General features: G+C 69.8%; 14 protein-coding genes and 1 riboswitch. Of the genes, 7 read left to right on the top strand and 7 right to left on the bottom strand.

The genetic code is table 11. The features are described 5' to 3' along the window. Positions 1-153 precede the first annotated feature (153 nt). Positions 154-624, top strand: a complete 471-nt coding sequence (locus ACIPTO_RS21325; RefSeq protein ID WP_401194473.1) for a type II toxin-antitoxin system CcdA family antitoxin — start codon at positions 154-156, stop codon at positions 622-624. A 197-nt stretch (positions 625-821) separates the two neighbouring features. On the opposite strand, the gene metE is transcribed toward ACIPTO_RS21325, so the two are convergent. The 4 genes from metE to ACIPTO_RS21305 form a co-directional block, all read right to left on the bottom strand. Continuing rightward, positions 822-3140, bottom strand: a complete 2319-nt coding sequence (metE, locus tag ACIPTO_RS21320; protein ID WP_401194470.1) for a 5-methyltetrahydropteroyltriglutamate--homocysteine S-methyltransferase — start codon at positions 3138-3140, stop codon at positions 822-824. Between the two features lie 144 nt (positions 3141-3284). Beyond that, positions 3285-3504, bottom strand: a riboswitch (cobalamin riboswitch). A 546-nt stretch (positions 3505-4050) separates the two neighbouring features. Further along, entirely contained in the window at positions 4051-4908 is an 858-nt protein-coding gene (locus ACIPTO_RS21315) for an SDR family oxidoreductase (protein ID WP_401194468.1), read from the bottom strand. Between the two features lie 64 nt (positions 4909-4972). Beyond that, positions 4973-5515 (bottom strand): TetR/AcrR family transcriptional regulator, encoded by a 543-nt coding sequence (locus ACIPTO_RS21310; RefSeq protein ID WP_401194465.1) that lies wholly within the window; start codon positions 5513-5515, stop codon positions 4973-4975. 281 nt (positions 5516-5796) lie between these two features. Beyond that, complete coding sequence (locus ACIPTO_RS21305) at positions 5797-6684, bottom strand: alpha/beta fold hydrolase (protein ID WP_401194463.1); 888 nt, start codon at positions 6682-6684, stop codon at positions 5797-5799. Positions 6685-6767: 83 nt separating this feature from the next. On the opposite strand from ACIPTO_RS21305, the gene ACIPTO_RS21300 reads away from it, so the two are divergent. Then, on the top strand, positions 6768-7247 hold the full coding sequence (locus ACIPTO_RS21300; RefSeq protein ID WP_401194461.1) for a MarR family winged helix-turn-helix transcriptional regulator: 480 nt from the start codon (positions 6768-6770) through the stop codon (positions 7245-7247). A 171-nt stretch (positions 7248-7418) separates the two neighbouring features. Here the strand turns inward: ACIPTO_RS21300 and ACIPTO_RS21295 are convergent, their stop codons facing one another. Then, a complete protein-coding gene (locus ACIPTO_RS21295; RefSeq protein ID WP_401194459.1) occupies positions 7419-8081 on the bottom strand; it encodes an O-methyltransferase in 663 nt (220 codons plus the stop codon). Between the two features lie 72 nt (positions 8082-8153). On the opposite strand from ACIPTO_RS21295, the gene ACIPTO_RS21290 reads away from it, so the two are divergent. Next, complete coding sequence (locus ACIPTO_RS21290; RefSeq protein WP_401194456.1) at positions 8154-8804, top strand: TetR/AcrR family transcriptional regulator; 651 nt, start codon at positions 8154-8156, stop codon at positions 8802-8804. 161 nt (positions 8805-8965) lie between these two features. Here the strand turns inward: ACIPTO_RS21290 and ACIPTO_RS21285 are convergent, their stop codons facing one another. Both ACIPTO_RS21285 and ACIPTO_RS21280 read right to left on the bottom strand, forming a co-directional pair. Next, a complete protein-coding gene (locus ACIPTO_RS21285; RefSeq protein ID WP_401194454.1) occupies positions 8966-10405 on the bottom strand; it encodes a purine-cytosine permease family protein in 1440 nt (479 codons plus the stop codon). A gap of 25 nt (positions 10406-10430) precedes the next feature. Continuing rightward, positions 10431-11369 carry a flavin reductase gene (locus ACIPTO_RS21280; protein WP_401194452.1) on the bottom strand — a complete coding sequence of 313 codons (939 nt, stop codon included), beginning with the start codon at positions 11367-11369 and terminating at the stop codon, positions 10431-10433. Between the two features lie 336 nt (positions 11370-11705). On the opposite strand from ACIPTO_RS21280, the gene ACIPTO_RS21275 reads away from it, so the two are divergent. Genes ACIPTO_RS21275 through ACIPTO_RS21260 form a run of 4 tightly spaced genes read left to right on the top strand, consistent with a single transcriptional unit; the run spans position 11706 to position 15068 of the window. Continuing rightward, positions 11706-12302: an amino acid synthesis family protein gene (locus ACIPTO_RS21275; protein ID WP_366315071.1), complete on the top strand. Its 597-nt coding sequence runs from the start codon at positions 11706-11708 to the stop codon at positions 12300-12302. Further along, the gene (locus tag ACIPTO_RS21270) at positions 12299-12850 is read left to right on the top strand and encodes an amino acid synthesis family protein (protein ID WP_401194449.1); all 552 of its coding nucleotides are present in this window, start codon (positions 12299-12301) and stop codon (positions 12848-12850) included. The genes ACIPTO_RS21275 and ACIPTO_RS21270 overlap by 4 nt, the downstream gene beginning before the upstream one ends. 6 nt (positions 12851-12856) lie before the next feature. Further along, positions 12857-13588 carry an alpha/beta fold hydrolase gene (locus tag ACIPTO_RS21265; RefSeq protein WP_401194447.1) on the top strand — a complete coding sequence of 244 codons (732 nt, stop codon included), beginning with the start codon at positions 12857-12859 and terminating at the stop codon, positions 13586-13588. Beyond that, entirely contained in the window at positions 13581-15068 is a 1488-nt protein-coding gene (locus ACIPTO_RS21260) for an aldehyde dehydrogenase (RefSeq protein WP_401194445.1), read from the top strand. The genes ACIPTO_RS21265 and ACIPTO_RS21260 overlap by 8 nt, the downstream gene beginning before the upstream one ends.

Below are 15068 nucleotides of genomic sequence, written 5' to 3'. Positions count from 1 at the left end.
AGAAGGCGGCGCGTGATCCTCAACTCCGCTTCCAGCGGCGGCGGCCCGACAGATGGAAGCCGAAGTGCCGTGAGACGACTGGCCGTTGCGGGATTACACAACGCGTGTGTAAGGTCAACGTGTTGGGTTTGGATGACGCCATAGGGGTGTGGCATGCGTATGAACATCTCGGTTCCCGACAGCCTGGCGGAGCAGGTCCGGGCTCGTGACCTGCCCATTTCGGCGATCTGTCAGAAGGCCCTGCTGGACGCGGTCGAGCGGGAGCGGGCGAAGGAAGGCCTCATGGGCGACATCGCCGCCGTGGTCGAACGCCTTCGTGGCACGGTCGACGACAAGGATCGCGAGAGCCGGAAGAGCGATCGTGACATGCGCGGGGAAGGCCATGCCGACGGCATCGCCTGGGCCAAGGACTACGCCACGGCGGCCGAACTGCAGCACATGGCCTTCTACGACCCCGCACGACGAGACGGTCCTCCGCTTCGGAGCCTGTTCCCGTTCATGTCCGACAAGAAGAACGAGAAGGTCACCCACATTCCGCCCATCAGGCTGAAAGAACCGTACTGGGCGGGCTTCGTCGCCGGAGCGGGGGAGGTCTGGGCCGTGGTGGCGGATCAGCTGCGCTGAAAGGCCCGACGACCGGCAGCACAGCCGCTCCCGCGCACTTGTCCGCGTCACATGGACGCGGATGCGGAGACGACACCCGGCCGCCGGGCGACGGTGACGCTCGCGCGGTGTCGGGCCGGGACGCTTGCGGCGTCCCGGCCCACCCGGTCCTACGGTCCTGCAGCCCTACGGGTTCTACGGGTCCCGCTGGTCCTGCGTCAGGACGCGGGCAGTTCACCCCGGACGGTGCGGGTCGCCGCGACCAGGTTCTCCAGGGACGCTCGGGTCTCGGGCCAGCCGCGGGTCTTCAGGCCGCAGTCCGGGTTGACCCACAGCCGCTCCGCCGGAATGGCCTCAAGTCCCTTGCGCAGCAGGGCCGCTGCCTCGTCCGCGCTCGGCACGCGCGGGGAGTGGATGTCGTAGACACCCGGTCCCGCCTCGCGCGGATAACCGTGCTCGGCCAGCTCGCGCGCGACCTGCATGTGCGAGCGGGCCGCCTCCAGGCTGATGACGTCCGCGTCGAGGTCGTCGATGGCCTGCACGATGTCGCCGAACTCGGCGTAGCACATGTGCGTGTGGATCTGGGTGTCCGGACGGACCCCGGAGGTGGTGAGCCGGAAGGCCTCCGTGGCCCAGGCGAGGTAGGCGGGCCGGTCGGTGGCGCGTAGCGGAAGGGTTTCGCGCAGCGCGGGCTCGTCGACCTGGATGACCGAAGTGCCCGCAGCCTCAAGGTCGTTGACCTCGTCGCGCAGGGCGAGCGCGACCTGCCGCGCGGTGTCGCCGAGCGGCTGGTCGTCGCGGACGAAGGACCAGGCAAGCATGGTGACCGGCCCGGTCAGCATGCCCTTGACCGGGCGCGAGGTGAGGGACTGCGCGTACGTCGTCCAGCGCACGGTCATCGGCTCGGGCCGGGAGATGTCGCCGGCCAGGACCGGCGGTCGCACGTAACGGGTGCCGTAGGACTGGACCCAGCCGTGCTGTGTGGCCAGGTATCCGTTGAGCTGTTCGGCGAAGTACTGCACCATGTCGTTGCGTTCGGGCTCGCCGTGCACGAGGACGTCGATGCCGGTCTTCTCCTGGAAGGAGATGACCTCCCGGATCTCGGTCCTGATGCGCTCCTCGTAACCGGCGGTGTCGATGCGTCCGGTGCGCAGATCGGCGCGGGCGACGCGGAGTTCGGCCGTCTGCGGGAAGGAGCCGATGGTGGTCGTCGGCAGCAGCGGCAGTCCGAGGTGCGCGCGCTGGGCGGCGGCCCGTTCGGTGTAGGGCTGGGAGCGGTGGGCGTCGGCGTCGGTGACGGCGGCGGCCCGGGCGCGGACGACCGGGTCGTTCGTGATGGGCGAGCTGGCGCGGGAGGCGAGGTCGGCGCGGTTCGCCGAGAGTTCGCCGGTGACAGCGTCCGTGCCCTGCGCGAGCCCCTTGGCCAGAGTGACGATCTCGGCCGTCTTCTGCCGTGCGAACGCCAGCCAGCGCAGGATCTGCGGGTCGATGTCCCGTTCGGCGGCCGCGTCGAGCGGCACGTGGAGCAGCGAGCAGGACGCGGCCACGTCGACGCGGTCGGCGAGACCCAGCAGGGTGCCGAGTGTGGACAGTGACTTCTGGAGGTCGTTGATCCAGATGTTGCGGCCGTTGACGACGCCGGCGACGAGCCGCTTGCCCGGGAGTCCGCCCGCCGCGGCCAGGTCGTCCAGGTTGGCGGCAGCGGCCTCGGTGAAGTCGAGGGCGAGCCCCTCCACCGGCGCCTTGGCGAGGACGTGCAGGGCGTCACCGAGCCGGTCGAAGTAGGAGGCGACCAGGATCTGCGGCCGGTCGGTGAGGCCCCCGAGATCGCGGTAGGCGCGCATGGTGGCGTTCAGTTCGGCGGGGGAGCGGTCCTGTACGAGGGCGGGCTCGTCCAGTTGCACCCACTCCGCGCCCGCCGCGCGCAGATCGGCGAGGATCTCGGCGTACACCGGCAGCAGCCGGTCCAGGAGGGTCAGCGGCTCGAAGTCGGCCGCGACACCCGGGGCGGGCTTGGCGAGCAGGAGGTAGGTGATCGGACCGACGAGGACCGGGCGGGCGGTGAGGCCCAGGGCGAGGGCCTCCTTCAACTCCGAGACCTGCTTGGCGGAGTCGGCGGTGAAGACGGTGTCGGGGCCCAACTCGGGTACCAGGTAGTGGTAGTTCGAATCGAACCACTTCGTCATCTCCAGCGGCGCCACGTCCTGCGTGCCGCGCGCCATCGCGAAGTACCCGTCCAGCGCGTCGAGTTCGACGGCGGCGCGGTGGCGGGCGGGGATCGCGCCGACCATGACGCTGGTGTCCAGGACATGGTCGTAGTAGGAGAAGTCGCCGGTCGGCACTTCGTCGATGCCGGCGTCCGTCAGATGCAGCCAGTTGGCGCGGCGCAGTTTTGCGGCGGTGGTCCGGAGGGCGTCGGCGTCGACGCGGCCCTTCCAGTAGCCCTCGATGGCCTTCTTCAGTTCCCGGCCCTGGCCCTGGCGGGGGTAGCCGTACACGGTCGACCGTGCTGCCGCGGCTGCGGACTTCGCTGTCACGGAAATCTCCTTCGCGAGATATCTCCCTGGATCCCGGTGGCGGGACGTGAGCGCGAAGGAACGTCAGATCGGAGCGGTGTCGTGTCCGCCGCCGATGTGCACGCCGACCCGCCCACGAGGTCACCGGAATTCCGTACGCGAATGCTTCGCGTGCGGGCAGGTGGCAGGTCTTCGGACTCGCGGGCACGTCCTCCGTACGGAGGACACCTACTGGCCGTCGCTTCCCAGGCCCTGTGTGGGCCCAGTGCGTATGACGGCGGTCGTTCCCGCTCACCGCTGCGGGGCAGTCCCGGAATCTCACCGGGTTCCCTCTTGCGACGCGTCCGTCTGGATGACGGGGCGAACCAGCTGCGTGGTCAGCCTACGCGGTGGCGCGGCGAAGGGAAGAGCGGAGTCCAGCATTCGGGAGCGGAGAGCGGTCTTGCCCGGTCCGGCGCCTGACGGGACCTGATGGGAGCAGGCACACGCAGGGGTCACCTTCCCTGGCAGTGGTCCCAAGTCTCCGCGCGGTGAGCCCAGTTGACGCCCGCGTCAGACGGTCCTCGCGACCATGCCCGTCCCCTCCAGGGCGCTGATCTCGTCGGCAGGGCCGCGCTGCCGTGCCCACGCCGCGCGGGAGGTGGGACGAGGCGGCGTGGGCGTACGCGGTATGCCGAGTGTCCTGCTGTCAATGGCGGCAAGAGGATCCGGCGGGCGACGGTGATGAACGCCTGCTGCACGGCAGCGTCGTAGCGGTCGTAGCCCGTCAGTCTCTTCCCGTCGCACCGTCCCACCGTGCCCTAGCGACAGCGCTTCCGCCTCCGTGGGCAGTGGGAGCTGAAGCTCGTCGCTCGTCGCTCGTTCAGATACGGAGCGACATCGCGAACGCAGAAGGAACACTCTGACTCCACGCAAGCCTTTCGTCGATTCCTCAGCCGGTGGTGCCGTCCTCCAACTGCGCGGCGACCCTGCGGGGTTCGCGGCCGAGCAGGGTGGCCAGCAGCGGGTCGACGCCGGCGAAGCGGCCTTCGCGGGCGGCCTGGTACCTGGTGAGCATCCGCCGTGCCATCGCCTCCGGCATGCCGTCCGCGACCTTGTCCGCGATCCATTCCTCGTCGTCCAGTACGACTCGCCTGACCTCGCGGCCGCTGATCTCGGAGGCCATCGCGGCGACGTCGGCGAGGGTCACGGCCTGGCTCGCGGTGAGGGTGATCGGCCCGTCGAAACTCCGGTCACCGGCCAGGACGACCGCTGCCGCTTCGGCGGAGTCGGCACGGTCGGTCCAGGAGATCGGGCCGTCGGCCGGAGCCGCGATCTCGCCGGTCTGTCGCCAGGGGCTGAGCAGCCATAGCACGCTGTGGGCGTAGTAGCCGTTGCGCAGCGAGGTCCAGGCGACACCGGATTCGGCGAGGAGCACCTCGGTCGCGGCGTGATCGCGGGCCGGGGGGAAGGGGCTGTCGACGTCGGCACCCTGATGGCTGGTGTACAGGATGCGCCGGGCTCCCGCCGCGACGGCAGCCTCGATGCCGGCGCGGTGCAGGCCGACGTGGTCGGCGTGCGGGTCGTTGGAGGACACGAGCAGGACCTGCTCGGCGCCCTCGAAGGAGTGGCGTAGAGCGGCGGGATCCGCGTAAGACCCCTGACGCACCCGCACTCCGCGTTCGGCGAAGTGCCGTGCCTTGCCGACGTCGCGCACGCTGACGCCGATCCGCTCCGCAGGGACACGCTTGAGAAGGTGTTCGACAGTGGCGCCGTTCAGCGCGCCCGTAGCCCCAGTGACGATGATCATGATGAATTCCCTTTCACCTGTCGCACCCGTCGTACTCGGTGCGCGCGGAGTGGGCTTGCCTGCCTCAGCGGTCCTCAAGCAACAACGGCAGGAGGATGTCGTCGACGAGGTGCTCGACAAAGCGTTCGTCGCACGGCTCGCCCGCGACGACCACGCGGTGCACGATGACCGCCGGAGCGATCTCGGCGAAGAGCTCGGCGGCCCGTGGGGTCAGCCGCTCTCCGTCCCCGATCGCCTTGCGGAACGGTTCATCCGTCATCGCCGCCTCGTCCCGGCGCAGGATGCGACGCATCTCCTCGGCCAGCCGCGGGTCCCCGCGCATCCCCGCGAACAGCGCCCCGAGCAGACCGATCTCCTGCTCGGCGATCTGCCGGGCCAGCCATCCGGCAAGCGCGAGCAGGTTCTCCCGCAGGCCGACGGCGACAGGCGAGGGAGGTGTGGCGTGCGAGCGGTAGTCCACCGCCGCGGCGACCAGCTCGGCCTTGTCCCGGTAACGACGGTAGATCGTCGTCTTGGCAGCCCCCGACCGCCCCGCAACCGCCTCGATCGACAACTGCTCGTACCCGAGCTCCGTCAGCAGGGACAACGTCGCCTCCAGGATCGCCACATCCCGACGGGCATCCCGCGGCCGGCCCATACCGACCGACATGTCCGCCCCGCCGCCGCGCGGCCCGTTCGGTGTCCCGATCAAGAGCGACCGCCTCACTTTCGATACGCTACCGTTGCGTATCGAAAGTAGGTGCTGATCGCTGCCCGGGTCAACACGAAACGACGGGAGGTCAGTGCGCTTCCGCTACGAGTGCGACGGATTCCGCCGGGGCACGGCTCCTCCACCGCGTCGGATTCGGCCGTCGTAGGGAGCCTCCACTCGGCGCCCGCAGCCCGCCGCTACGGCGCGTCCACGCGTCGGGTGAAGTCGAGGACGGCCTTGGCCAGTTCGGCGGGGGCCTCCATGGCGACGTAGTGGCCGACGCCGTCGAGAGTGACCGACTCGACCTGGGTAGCCGCTGCCCTGGTCATGGTGGAGAAGGTGAAGGGGCCGCCGCCCGCACCGACCGCGAGCACGGGCACGGTCAGACCCGGCGTGTCGGCCAGGCCCTTGATCTCGGGGCCGTCGCGCAGCATCGACCGGTAGAGCCCGGTCGCTCCGCGCCATCCGTCGGCTCGCGCGTAGGAGCGGGCGAACTCGTCGACGTCGGCGGGGGTGATCGCATCCGGGACCGCTGTCAAGGACGGGAAGACGAACTGCCCGAAGAACTCGTGCTCGCGGCCGGTCAGCAGCAACTCGGGAATGCCGGGCGCGCAGAGCACGCCGATGTACCAGGTGCCGCCGTGGGTGACGTCGGCCAGCGCCTCCACACCGAATCCGGGCAGCCCCGTTTCGATCGCGGTGAGACTGAGTACGTCCTGCGGGTAGGTGGTCGCGAGCCGGAAGACGGTCGCCCCGCTGACGTCCTGTCCGGTGACGTGGACCGGTCCGACACCGAGGTGCTCGATCAGAAGGTGCAGGTCTTCGGCCGACGTGGTGCTGTCGTACTCGCCCTTTCCGTTGCCCGAGTCGCCGAAGCCGCGCAGATCGACGGCGAAGACGCGGTGGTGCTCCGCGAGCAGTGGGATGAGCTTGTGGAAGGCCCACCAGGTCTCGGGAAATCCGTGCACCAGGAGGATCGGCGATCCGGTGCTGCCCGCCGTCACGTAGTGCAGCGTCGTCGCGTTGATCTCGATCCGGTGGTGGGTGACTCCCTCAAGCGTGGCACCGGTCGGTGTGGTGCTCATCGCGCACTCCTCGAATCGACAACCTGATTGTCGAACGATAGCCAACCAGGTTGTCGATGTCCATGCTGCCGTACCCTTCTGCCATGTCCCGTTCCGGCGCCGATCTCGCGCTGCTCCTCCTGGGCGGCTTCCGTTCCCTGGCGGACGCCGCGCTCGCCGAGTTGGCCCTGCGTGGCTACGACGACGTCCGTCCCGTCCATGACTTCGCCATGCGTGCCATCGCGGCGGGTGCGGACAACGCGTCCGAGCTCGGCCGCCGCATGTCGGTCTCCAAACAGGCCGCGGCGAAGACGATCGCGGTACTCCAGGAGCGTGGATACGTCACGCGCGACACGGACCCCCTCGACGCCCGTCGGAAACGCCTCCAGGTCACCGACCTCGGAGAGGAGGTGCTGCGCCAAGGCGAAGCGATCTTCGACGAGTTGCGCGACCGCTGGGCACGGCAGATCGGCACCGCTCAGCTCGAAGGCATGGAGGCGCATCTGTCTGCGCTGGTCGGTACGGCCGGCATCCGACTGGACACGCCTGGCTGGATGGCACGCGACCTCGGTGAGCCGGCCTAGGGAGCGCCGAGGGGGGCGTCCCGGACATCGGGCTCACGGTCGGGACATCGGCCACTTTGCTTGCTGCACGCGGGCGCGAGCGCGGGATCGCCGACGTGATCGTCGCGGCGGTGGATGGGCGCGGACGCGGCGTTTCTCTCGCCCCGGGGCGTGCGTGCCTCGCCGCGCTGCTCAGAGGCGGCAGCTGATCTCCATGCCGTCCTCGACGGGGAACGTCACGCTCTGGTACCCGTTCGCGGGATCGCGCACGTAGTCGAGGTACGGCAGCAGGCTGCTCAGGTCGACGTCGTCGGCCACGACGAGCGTGCCGGGCCGCAGGTGTGGTTCGAGAAGTCGCAGTACGGGCAGACACAGCTCCTTCCAGCCGTCCAACAGGACGAAGTCCGCGGGGTCGTGGAGGTCGCGGAGGGTGTCGCGGGCGTCTCCCTCCAGGATGGTGACCAGGTCGTCCAGGCCGGTCTCGGCGAAGGTCCGCTGGGCCGCGGCGATCTTGTCCTTGCTGAGTTCCGTGGTGATGACGCGTCCGGTGCCGTTGTCCCGTACCGCCGCGGCGAGGTACAGCGTGGAGATCCCGAAGGACGTGCCGAACTCCACGACCGTGGCCGGACGGACCGCCCGGACCAGGTTGTACAGCAGTTTCCCGCCGTCGGCGGAGATCGGCATGTAGACCTCCGCCACGGCGTCGGCCCGCTCCTGGGGCGTCAGTGGCGCGAGACCGTCGGGCAGCGCCGCGCCGACGCGCGCGGCGGTCGCTTCGTCCTGCTCGGCTCGCTCGAACATCCGGCTGAGGGCCGCTTCGACGCGAGGGTCGGCAAGCGTGTGAGTGTGTGTCATGACAGCTAGGCTAGACGCAACGTTGCGTCACGTCTAGAGGGGATACCCTGACCGGACCGACGGGGAGGCGACATGGCACCTGCGACAGACTCCGCCGAGGCGAGCAGCACCTATGGATCGGGGCGGCGTCACCACGGCAACCGGCACGGACGCAGTGAAGCGGCCCGGCTGGCGATCCTGGAGGTGGCCGACGGCCTGCTCGTCGAGAAGGGTTTCGCGGGCGTCACGATGGAGGGCATCGCCGCACGGGCCGGTGTGGCCAAGCAGACCATCTACCGCTGGTGGAAGAGCAAGACCGACGTCCTGATGGACGCCTTCCTCCAGGATGCGACCGAGGACCTCACCCCTCCCGATTCCGGTGACCTCGCTCTCGACCTGCGCGACCACCTGCGCCGGCTGGCATGGTTCCTCAGCGAGTCGGAATCCGGTGCCGTCTTCAAGGCACTGATCGCCCAGGCACAGCACGATCCGGTGTTCGCCCAGGACTTCAGGTCCCGGTATCTCGACGAGCAACGCCGCCGCGACCGCCTGCCGTTGGAACGGGCCGTGGACAGGGGCCAGTTGCCCGCGGACCTCGACATGGCGGCCGAGACGGACCAGCTCGTAGGCCCTCTCTACTACCGCGTACTGGTGACGGACGAACCGGTCACCCGCGCATTCACCGACGGACTCGTCGACGCGTTCCTCCGACGACATGAGGTGACGACGCGGACGAAGCCCTGACCGGTCGGCCCGACCGGGGACTGCCGGAGTGGCGTGGCACCGTGTCATCTTCGAGCAGGCTCTGCTCCGATCGGCCACCACGACGACACCCGTCCCCGCCAGACATACGACTGACAGCGCCCGCGCGAACGGACGCTGTCAGAAAGTGATGTGACGTACCGTCAGTACACCTGACCGGCCGCCGACCTGGAGCGATCGAGGTGGTCCGCGGACGGGTCGTCGGGGCCCGTGTCCCGCACCCACAGAGGCTTGAGCCGATACGTCAGCAGGTACAGGACCGCGCCCGCGCCCGCCGCGACGAACATACTCAGGTCACCCGCTCCCGGGTACGCCTTCGAGAAGGGGCCGGTGTAGAAGCTGGACTGCCAGAACGGTACGGATGCGGCGACCCCGCCGGCCCAGGCGACCAGGCCCCAGTCCAACACCCGCCGCCGGTCGTAGAGTTCGGCGATCCGGGCGGGGTCGGACCGTCCGCCGAGGTAGAAGTCGAGCAGGAGTACGGCCGCGAACGGCGCGATGAAGTACGCGGTGAGGTTGAGGAAGACCTTGAACTTGTCCTCCGTGCCGGACTCGCCCCACAGGCTGATGCCGTAGGCCAGCAGGCAGATGACGGTGACCGCCTGGGAGCGGGTGACCGGGATCTTCAGGGTCTGGACGGAGATCGCGCCGCCATAGACGTTGAGGAAGTTCTGTGCCAGGGCGGACAGTCCTACGGCGAGCAGGGCCGGGACGGCGAACGGGCCCGCCAGTTGGTGCAGGGCGGTGATCGAGTCGGAGCTGGTCGCGCTGCCGCCGACGACCACGCCGAGGATGCCCAGCCAGGCGATGGTGACGAAGTTCCCGAGGCCGGTGTACCAGGCGGTGCGGGTGACGACGTCGGGGGTGTCGGGGAGATAGCGGGAGTAGTCGGAGGCGAAGGGCGCCCAGGCGACGAGGAAGGAGAGGAACCAGCCGCAGAAGGTGACCCAGCCGCCGGTGGAGCCGATGTATCCGGCGGCGGACGAGTCGGCGTGGAAGAAGCTGCCGCCGCGCACCACGGCGACCACGGTGATCATCAGGAACAGGGGAGTGAGGACGTACGTCAGGATCCGCTGGAGGAAGTTGATCATGTTGTAGCCGTAGATCGACACGACCAGCTCGATCGCGGTGAGCGCCAACGCGCAGAGCCAGTACGGCAGATGGGTCAGCTCCGCGAACGCCTTGCCGCCCAGGATGACGGTGACGGAGGCCCAGCCCACACCGGCGAAGACGTTGATGTAGGCGACGGGGACGAAGTTGCCGAAGAAGCCGAGCGGGCCGCGCGCCTGGATCTGCTGGGGCACCCCGAGCCGTACTCCCATGCGGGACATCACCGCCATCAGCAGCGAGCCCAGTGCCGCGCCGACGACGATCGCGGTGACGGCGGCGCCGAAGCTCATCCCGAACCAGGCCGCGCTGAAGCCGAGCAGGATGATCGGGAAGTTGAGTCCGGCGGCGAACCAGACGAAGAACTGTGAACTGGGCCTGCCGTGCCGCTCGTTGTCGGGGATGTGGTCCACGCCGAACGGCTCGACCTTGGTGACCGCGCTGCCGTAGAGGGGCGTCGGTGTTCCTTCTGTCATGTGGTGCTCCCGGGGAGGAGAAGGTTCACCACGGCAGTGGCGCCGTGTGCGAGATGTCGAAGAAGCCGCCGCCGCTGTAGACCAGCGGCGCGAGGTCGTCGTGGCGGGCGGAGACGACCCGGCCGGTGAAGACGGTGTGACTGCCCGCTTCGAGACGCTCCCCGATCTCCACCTCCAGCTGGGCGCAGGAGCCGTCGATCAGCGGGGAGCCGAAGGCGCCCGGTGTCCAGCCGACCTGGGCGAACTTGTCGTCGCCCTTCGAGGCGAAGACCTTCGCCACGTCGAGCTGGCCGGCGGACAGGATGCTGATGCCCAGGTGGCTCGCCCGGTGGAGCACGGGGTGGGTGGAGGAGCTGCGCTGGACGCAGACCAGCACCATGGGCGGGTCGAGCGAGATGCTGGAGAAGGCGTTGACCGCCAGCCCGCGGGGCGTGCCGTCGTCGTCCGTGGTCACCACCGTGACGCCGGTGATGAACTTGCGGTGCACTCCGCGCACCAGGTCGGCGTCGACCGCGGCCTGGTGGCCGGTGGTGATGATGCCGAGCGCCTCCAGCAGCTGCCGGGAGTCGAAGGTCACCCACTCCTCGGTGACCGAGGCGCCGTCGAAGCGGGCGAAGGTCGCGCCGGACACCTCGACGGGCTTTCCGGTGGGCGGCACACCGAGGAACGCGCCGGTGTGCCGTCCGGTGGTGCGCCAGCGGATCGCCACCCGGTCGCCGTCCTCGACGATGTCCTCTATCTCGGTGTGCAGATCGGGGAACGCGTCGCGCATCGCGCGGATGGACTCCTTGAACTGGTCGCGGCCCTGCGCGGCGGACGCGGGTCCGCGGCGGCGGACGTAGGCGGGGCTGAGCAGGTCGTCCAGTGCGTCCACGTGCCCCTGGTCCCAGGCGGCCCGCCATACGGAACGGAGTCGCGAGATGCGATCTGCGGGGGTGGCGGTGAGGTCAAGAGTGCGACTCATAGCGGTCCCATCAGTGGAGCTCTTGTATGGCAGAGGACGGTAGGTAGGGGGAATTGGCGTGTCAATACTTCGCGCAGAGAATCCTTGAACGTGCAGGCGGGAGCCGTATATGTAAAGGTCAATGCCTTTCCTGGGCGGTCACCTCTTGACGGGCTTCGCCGGGCGACCCTAGCCTCGCTTGTATGGCACAGCAGCAGAAGCAGGAAGGCTTGCGATGAGGTTCTTGATCTGCCGTGGCCCGGGAGCAGCGGACCGTCCCGGTGCGCGCACCCAAGTCATGGACCCTGCGCGGGAGTTCGCGATCGGAGCGGGACGGGCCGTACGGAGGTTCCCCGTATGAGCCGCCTCGTGCGGAAGGTGGTGACCGTCGTCGACGAGGTCTTCCTGGAACTCGGACGGCCGGTCGCCACTCCGGTGCGGCGGGTCGCCGCCGCCGCGGTCGTCCGCAACCCCTGGGCCGGTCGCGGTCTCGTCGGGGACCTGGGGACCGAGGTCGAGGCTGTGGCGCCGGAACTGGGCCTGCTGCTGACCGGCAGGCTGATCGAGACGCTGGGCGGCGCCGACCGGATCGAGGCCTTCGGCAAGGCTGCCGTGGTCGGCCTCGACGGGGAGATCGAGCACGGCGGGGCGCTGATCCACACCCCGTACTTCGGCAACGTCCTCAGGGAGCTGACCGAGGGCACCTCGATCATCGTCTTCAACGACGACCGCCTGTCGGCCGGTGACCCGCTGACCGTGCCCCTCTGGCACAAGACGGCCGCCGCCACCCGCTCGCACTACCAGACCGTCCAGATCCGGATCCCCGACGCGCCCCGCCCCGACGAGATCCTCGTGATCGCCGCCGCCTCGTCCGGCCCCCGCCCCAACGCCCGGATCGGGGACCGCCGTACCGACCCCGTCGTCCGTCTCGCCGACCTGGAGAACGCCCGATGAACGTCCGCAAGATCATCACCTACGTCGAGGACATCCACACCGAGGGCGGCCGTCCGGTCGACCCGCCCGCCCGCACGGCGGTCGTCCTGGCCGTGATCGAGAACCCATGGTCCGGTCAGGGCTTCGTGGACGATCTGCTGCCCGGGATCGACGAGGTCGCACCCCAGCTCGGCGAACTCCTCGCCCCGCGTGTGGTCGAAGCGCTCGGCGCCCCCGTCGAGGCGTACGGCAAGGCCGCGATCGTCGGCCTCGACGGGGAGATCGAGCACGGGTCCGCGCTCATCCACACGCTCAAGTTCGGCGACCACTTCCGCAAGGCCGCCCAGGCGAGCACCCTGCTGCCGGCCGTGGAGAAGCGGGCCGTCGCCGGAGCCGGCTTCGACATCCCGCTCAAGCACATCACCGACGCCACGATCCGCTCGCACCACCAGTCGATCGAGGCCCGGGTACCGGACGGACCGCGCGCGGACGAGATCGTGATCGGTCTCGCCGCGGCCTCGCAGGGACGCCCGCAGGCCCGCCTCGCGGCGCTGGCGACCGAGCAGTAGGCAGCGATGAACAAGCCCACCATGGTGCTCCTGCACGGCGTCGGGCTCGACCACACCATGTGGGAGCCGGTCGCCCCGCTCCTCGCCGACCGCTTCACCCTGCTCACCCCCGACCTGCCAGGACACGGCACCCGCCCCCCGGCCCCCGACGGAGTGACCCTCGCCGACCTGGCCGACGGCGTCGTCGGCGGGATTCCGGCCGGCTCGCACCTCGTCGGCTTCTCGCTGGGGGCACTCGTCGCCCAGCACCTGGCGCTGCGACGCCCGGACCTGGTGGCCACGCTGACCTCGGCCAGCTCCGTGTGCCGGCGGACGCCGACGGAACAGGCGTCCGTCCTCGCCCGGCTCCGTACGGCGGAGACCGACTTCGCGGCCAGCGCCACCGCGTCCCTGGAGCGGTGGTACGGCGGAACGGACGTCGACCCCGGCCAGGTCGCCCGCACCGAGGCCACCCTGAGGTCCAACGACGTCAGGTCCTTCCTCAACTGCTATCGCGTCTTCGCCACGGCGGACGCCTGGCTCGGCCCGCACCTCGGCGCCATCACCCGGCCCGCGCTCGCCGTCACCGGGGAACACGATCCCGGTTCCACCCCCGAGATGACCCACCGGCTCGCGTCGGCACTCCCGGACTGCCGCGCGGTGATCGTTCCCGAGGCGCGGCACATGCTGCCGGTCGAACGTCCCGAGGCGTTCGCGGACTCACTCCTCACCTTCATCGGAGAGCGCGCACATGTCTGACCTCACCCAGTTGAAGCACTTCATCGGCGGGACGTGGTCCGAACCCGCGTCGGGCGAGTACTTCGAGAGCACCAACCCGGCCACCCGCCAAGCCCTCTACCAGGCCGCGCGCGGCACCGCCGAGGACATCGAGCGGGCCGTGGCCGCCGCGCGCACGGCCTTCGAGGACCCCCGCTGGCGCGACCTCAGCCAGACCCGGCGCGGTCATCTCCTGCGCCGGCTCGGCGACCTGATCGCCGAGAACGCCGAGGACCTCGCCCGCAAGGAGACCCTGGACAACGGCAAGCTGCTGCGCGAGATGCGCGGCCAACTGGCCACACTGCCGGAGTACTACCACTACTACGCGGGGCTGGCCGACAAGATCCACGGCGACTTCATCCCCACCTCCGACCGCCAGGTACTGAACTACACCACCCGGGAACCGCTGGGCGTCGTAGGGGCGATCACCCCCTGGAACTCCCCGCTGACCCTGACCAGCAGCAAGCTGGCACCCGCCCTCTGCGCGGGCAACACGGTCGTGATCAAGCCCTCGGAACACACCTCGGCGACGGTGCTCCGGCTCGCCGAACTGGCGCTTGAGGCGGGCTTCCCGCCGGGCGCGGTGAACGTCGTCACCGGATTCGGCTCCGAGGCCGGACAGGCGCTGGTCGACCACCCCGGCCTCGCGAAGATCTCCTTCACCGGCAGCACCGCCACGGGCGCGCGCATCGCCGCGGCCACCGCGAGCCGCTTCATCGGGTCGACGCTCGAACTCGGCGGTAAATCACCCAACATCGTGTTCGAGGACGCGAACATCCCGAACGCCGCGATGGGCGTCGTCGCCGGCATCTTCGCCGCCGCGGGACAGACCTGCATCGCCGGCAGCCGGGTGTTCGCCCACCGGTCCGTATACGACGAACTCCTCGACCGGGTCGCCGAGCGCGCCCGCAGCATCCGTATCGGCGACCCGCTGGCGGAGGAGACGGAACTGGGCCCCCTCGCCTTCGCCGAACAGCGGGACAAGGTGGCGGGATACGTGGACCTCGGCCGCGGCGAGGGCGCCCGGGTGCTGACCGGCGGCCAGCCGACCGACGGCGGCCTCGGCGGCTACTTCTACGAGCCCACCATCCTCGTGGACGTCGACAACAGCATGCGCGTCGTCCGCGAGGAGATCTTCGGCCCGGTCCTCGCGATCATGCCCTTCGACAGCGAGGAGGAGGTCGTCCGGCTGGCCAACGACACCGACTACGGTCTCGCGGCCGGCGTGTGGACGACGAACCTCGCCCGCGCCCACCGGACGGCGGCGCGCCTGGAAGCCGGCACCGTCTGGGTCAACACCTACCGGGCGATGTCCCCCATGTCGCCGCGCCAGGGCTTCAAGACGAGCGGCGTCGGCGTCGAGCACGGCACTGAGGCGATCCGGGAGTACACCCGGCTCAAGAGCGTCTGGATCAACACGAGCGAGGAGCCCGTGGCCGACCCGTTCACGATGCGGAGCTGA

The sequence above is a fragment of the Streptomyces sp. NPDC090083 genome (assembly GCF_044747445.1).
Classification (GTDB): domain Bacteria; phylum Actinomycetota; class Actinomycetes; order Streptomycetales; family Streptomycetaceae; genus Streptomyces.
The sequence above is the reverse complement of the archived record's forward strand: the minus strand, read 5'-3'. Positions and strand labels throughout refer to the sequence as shown.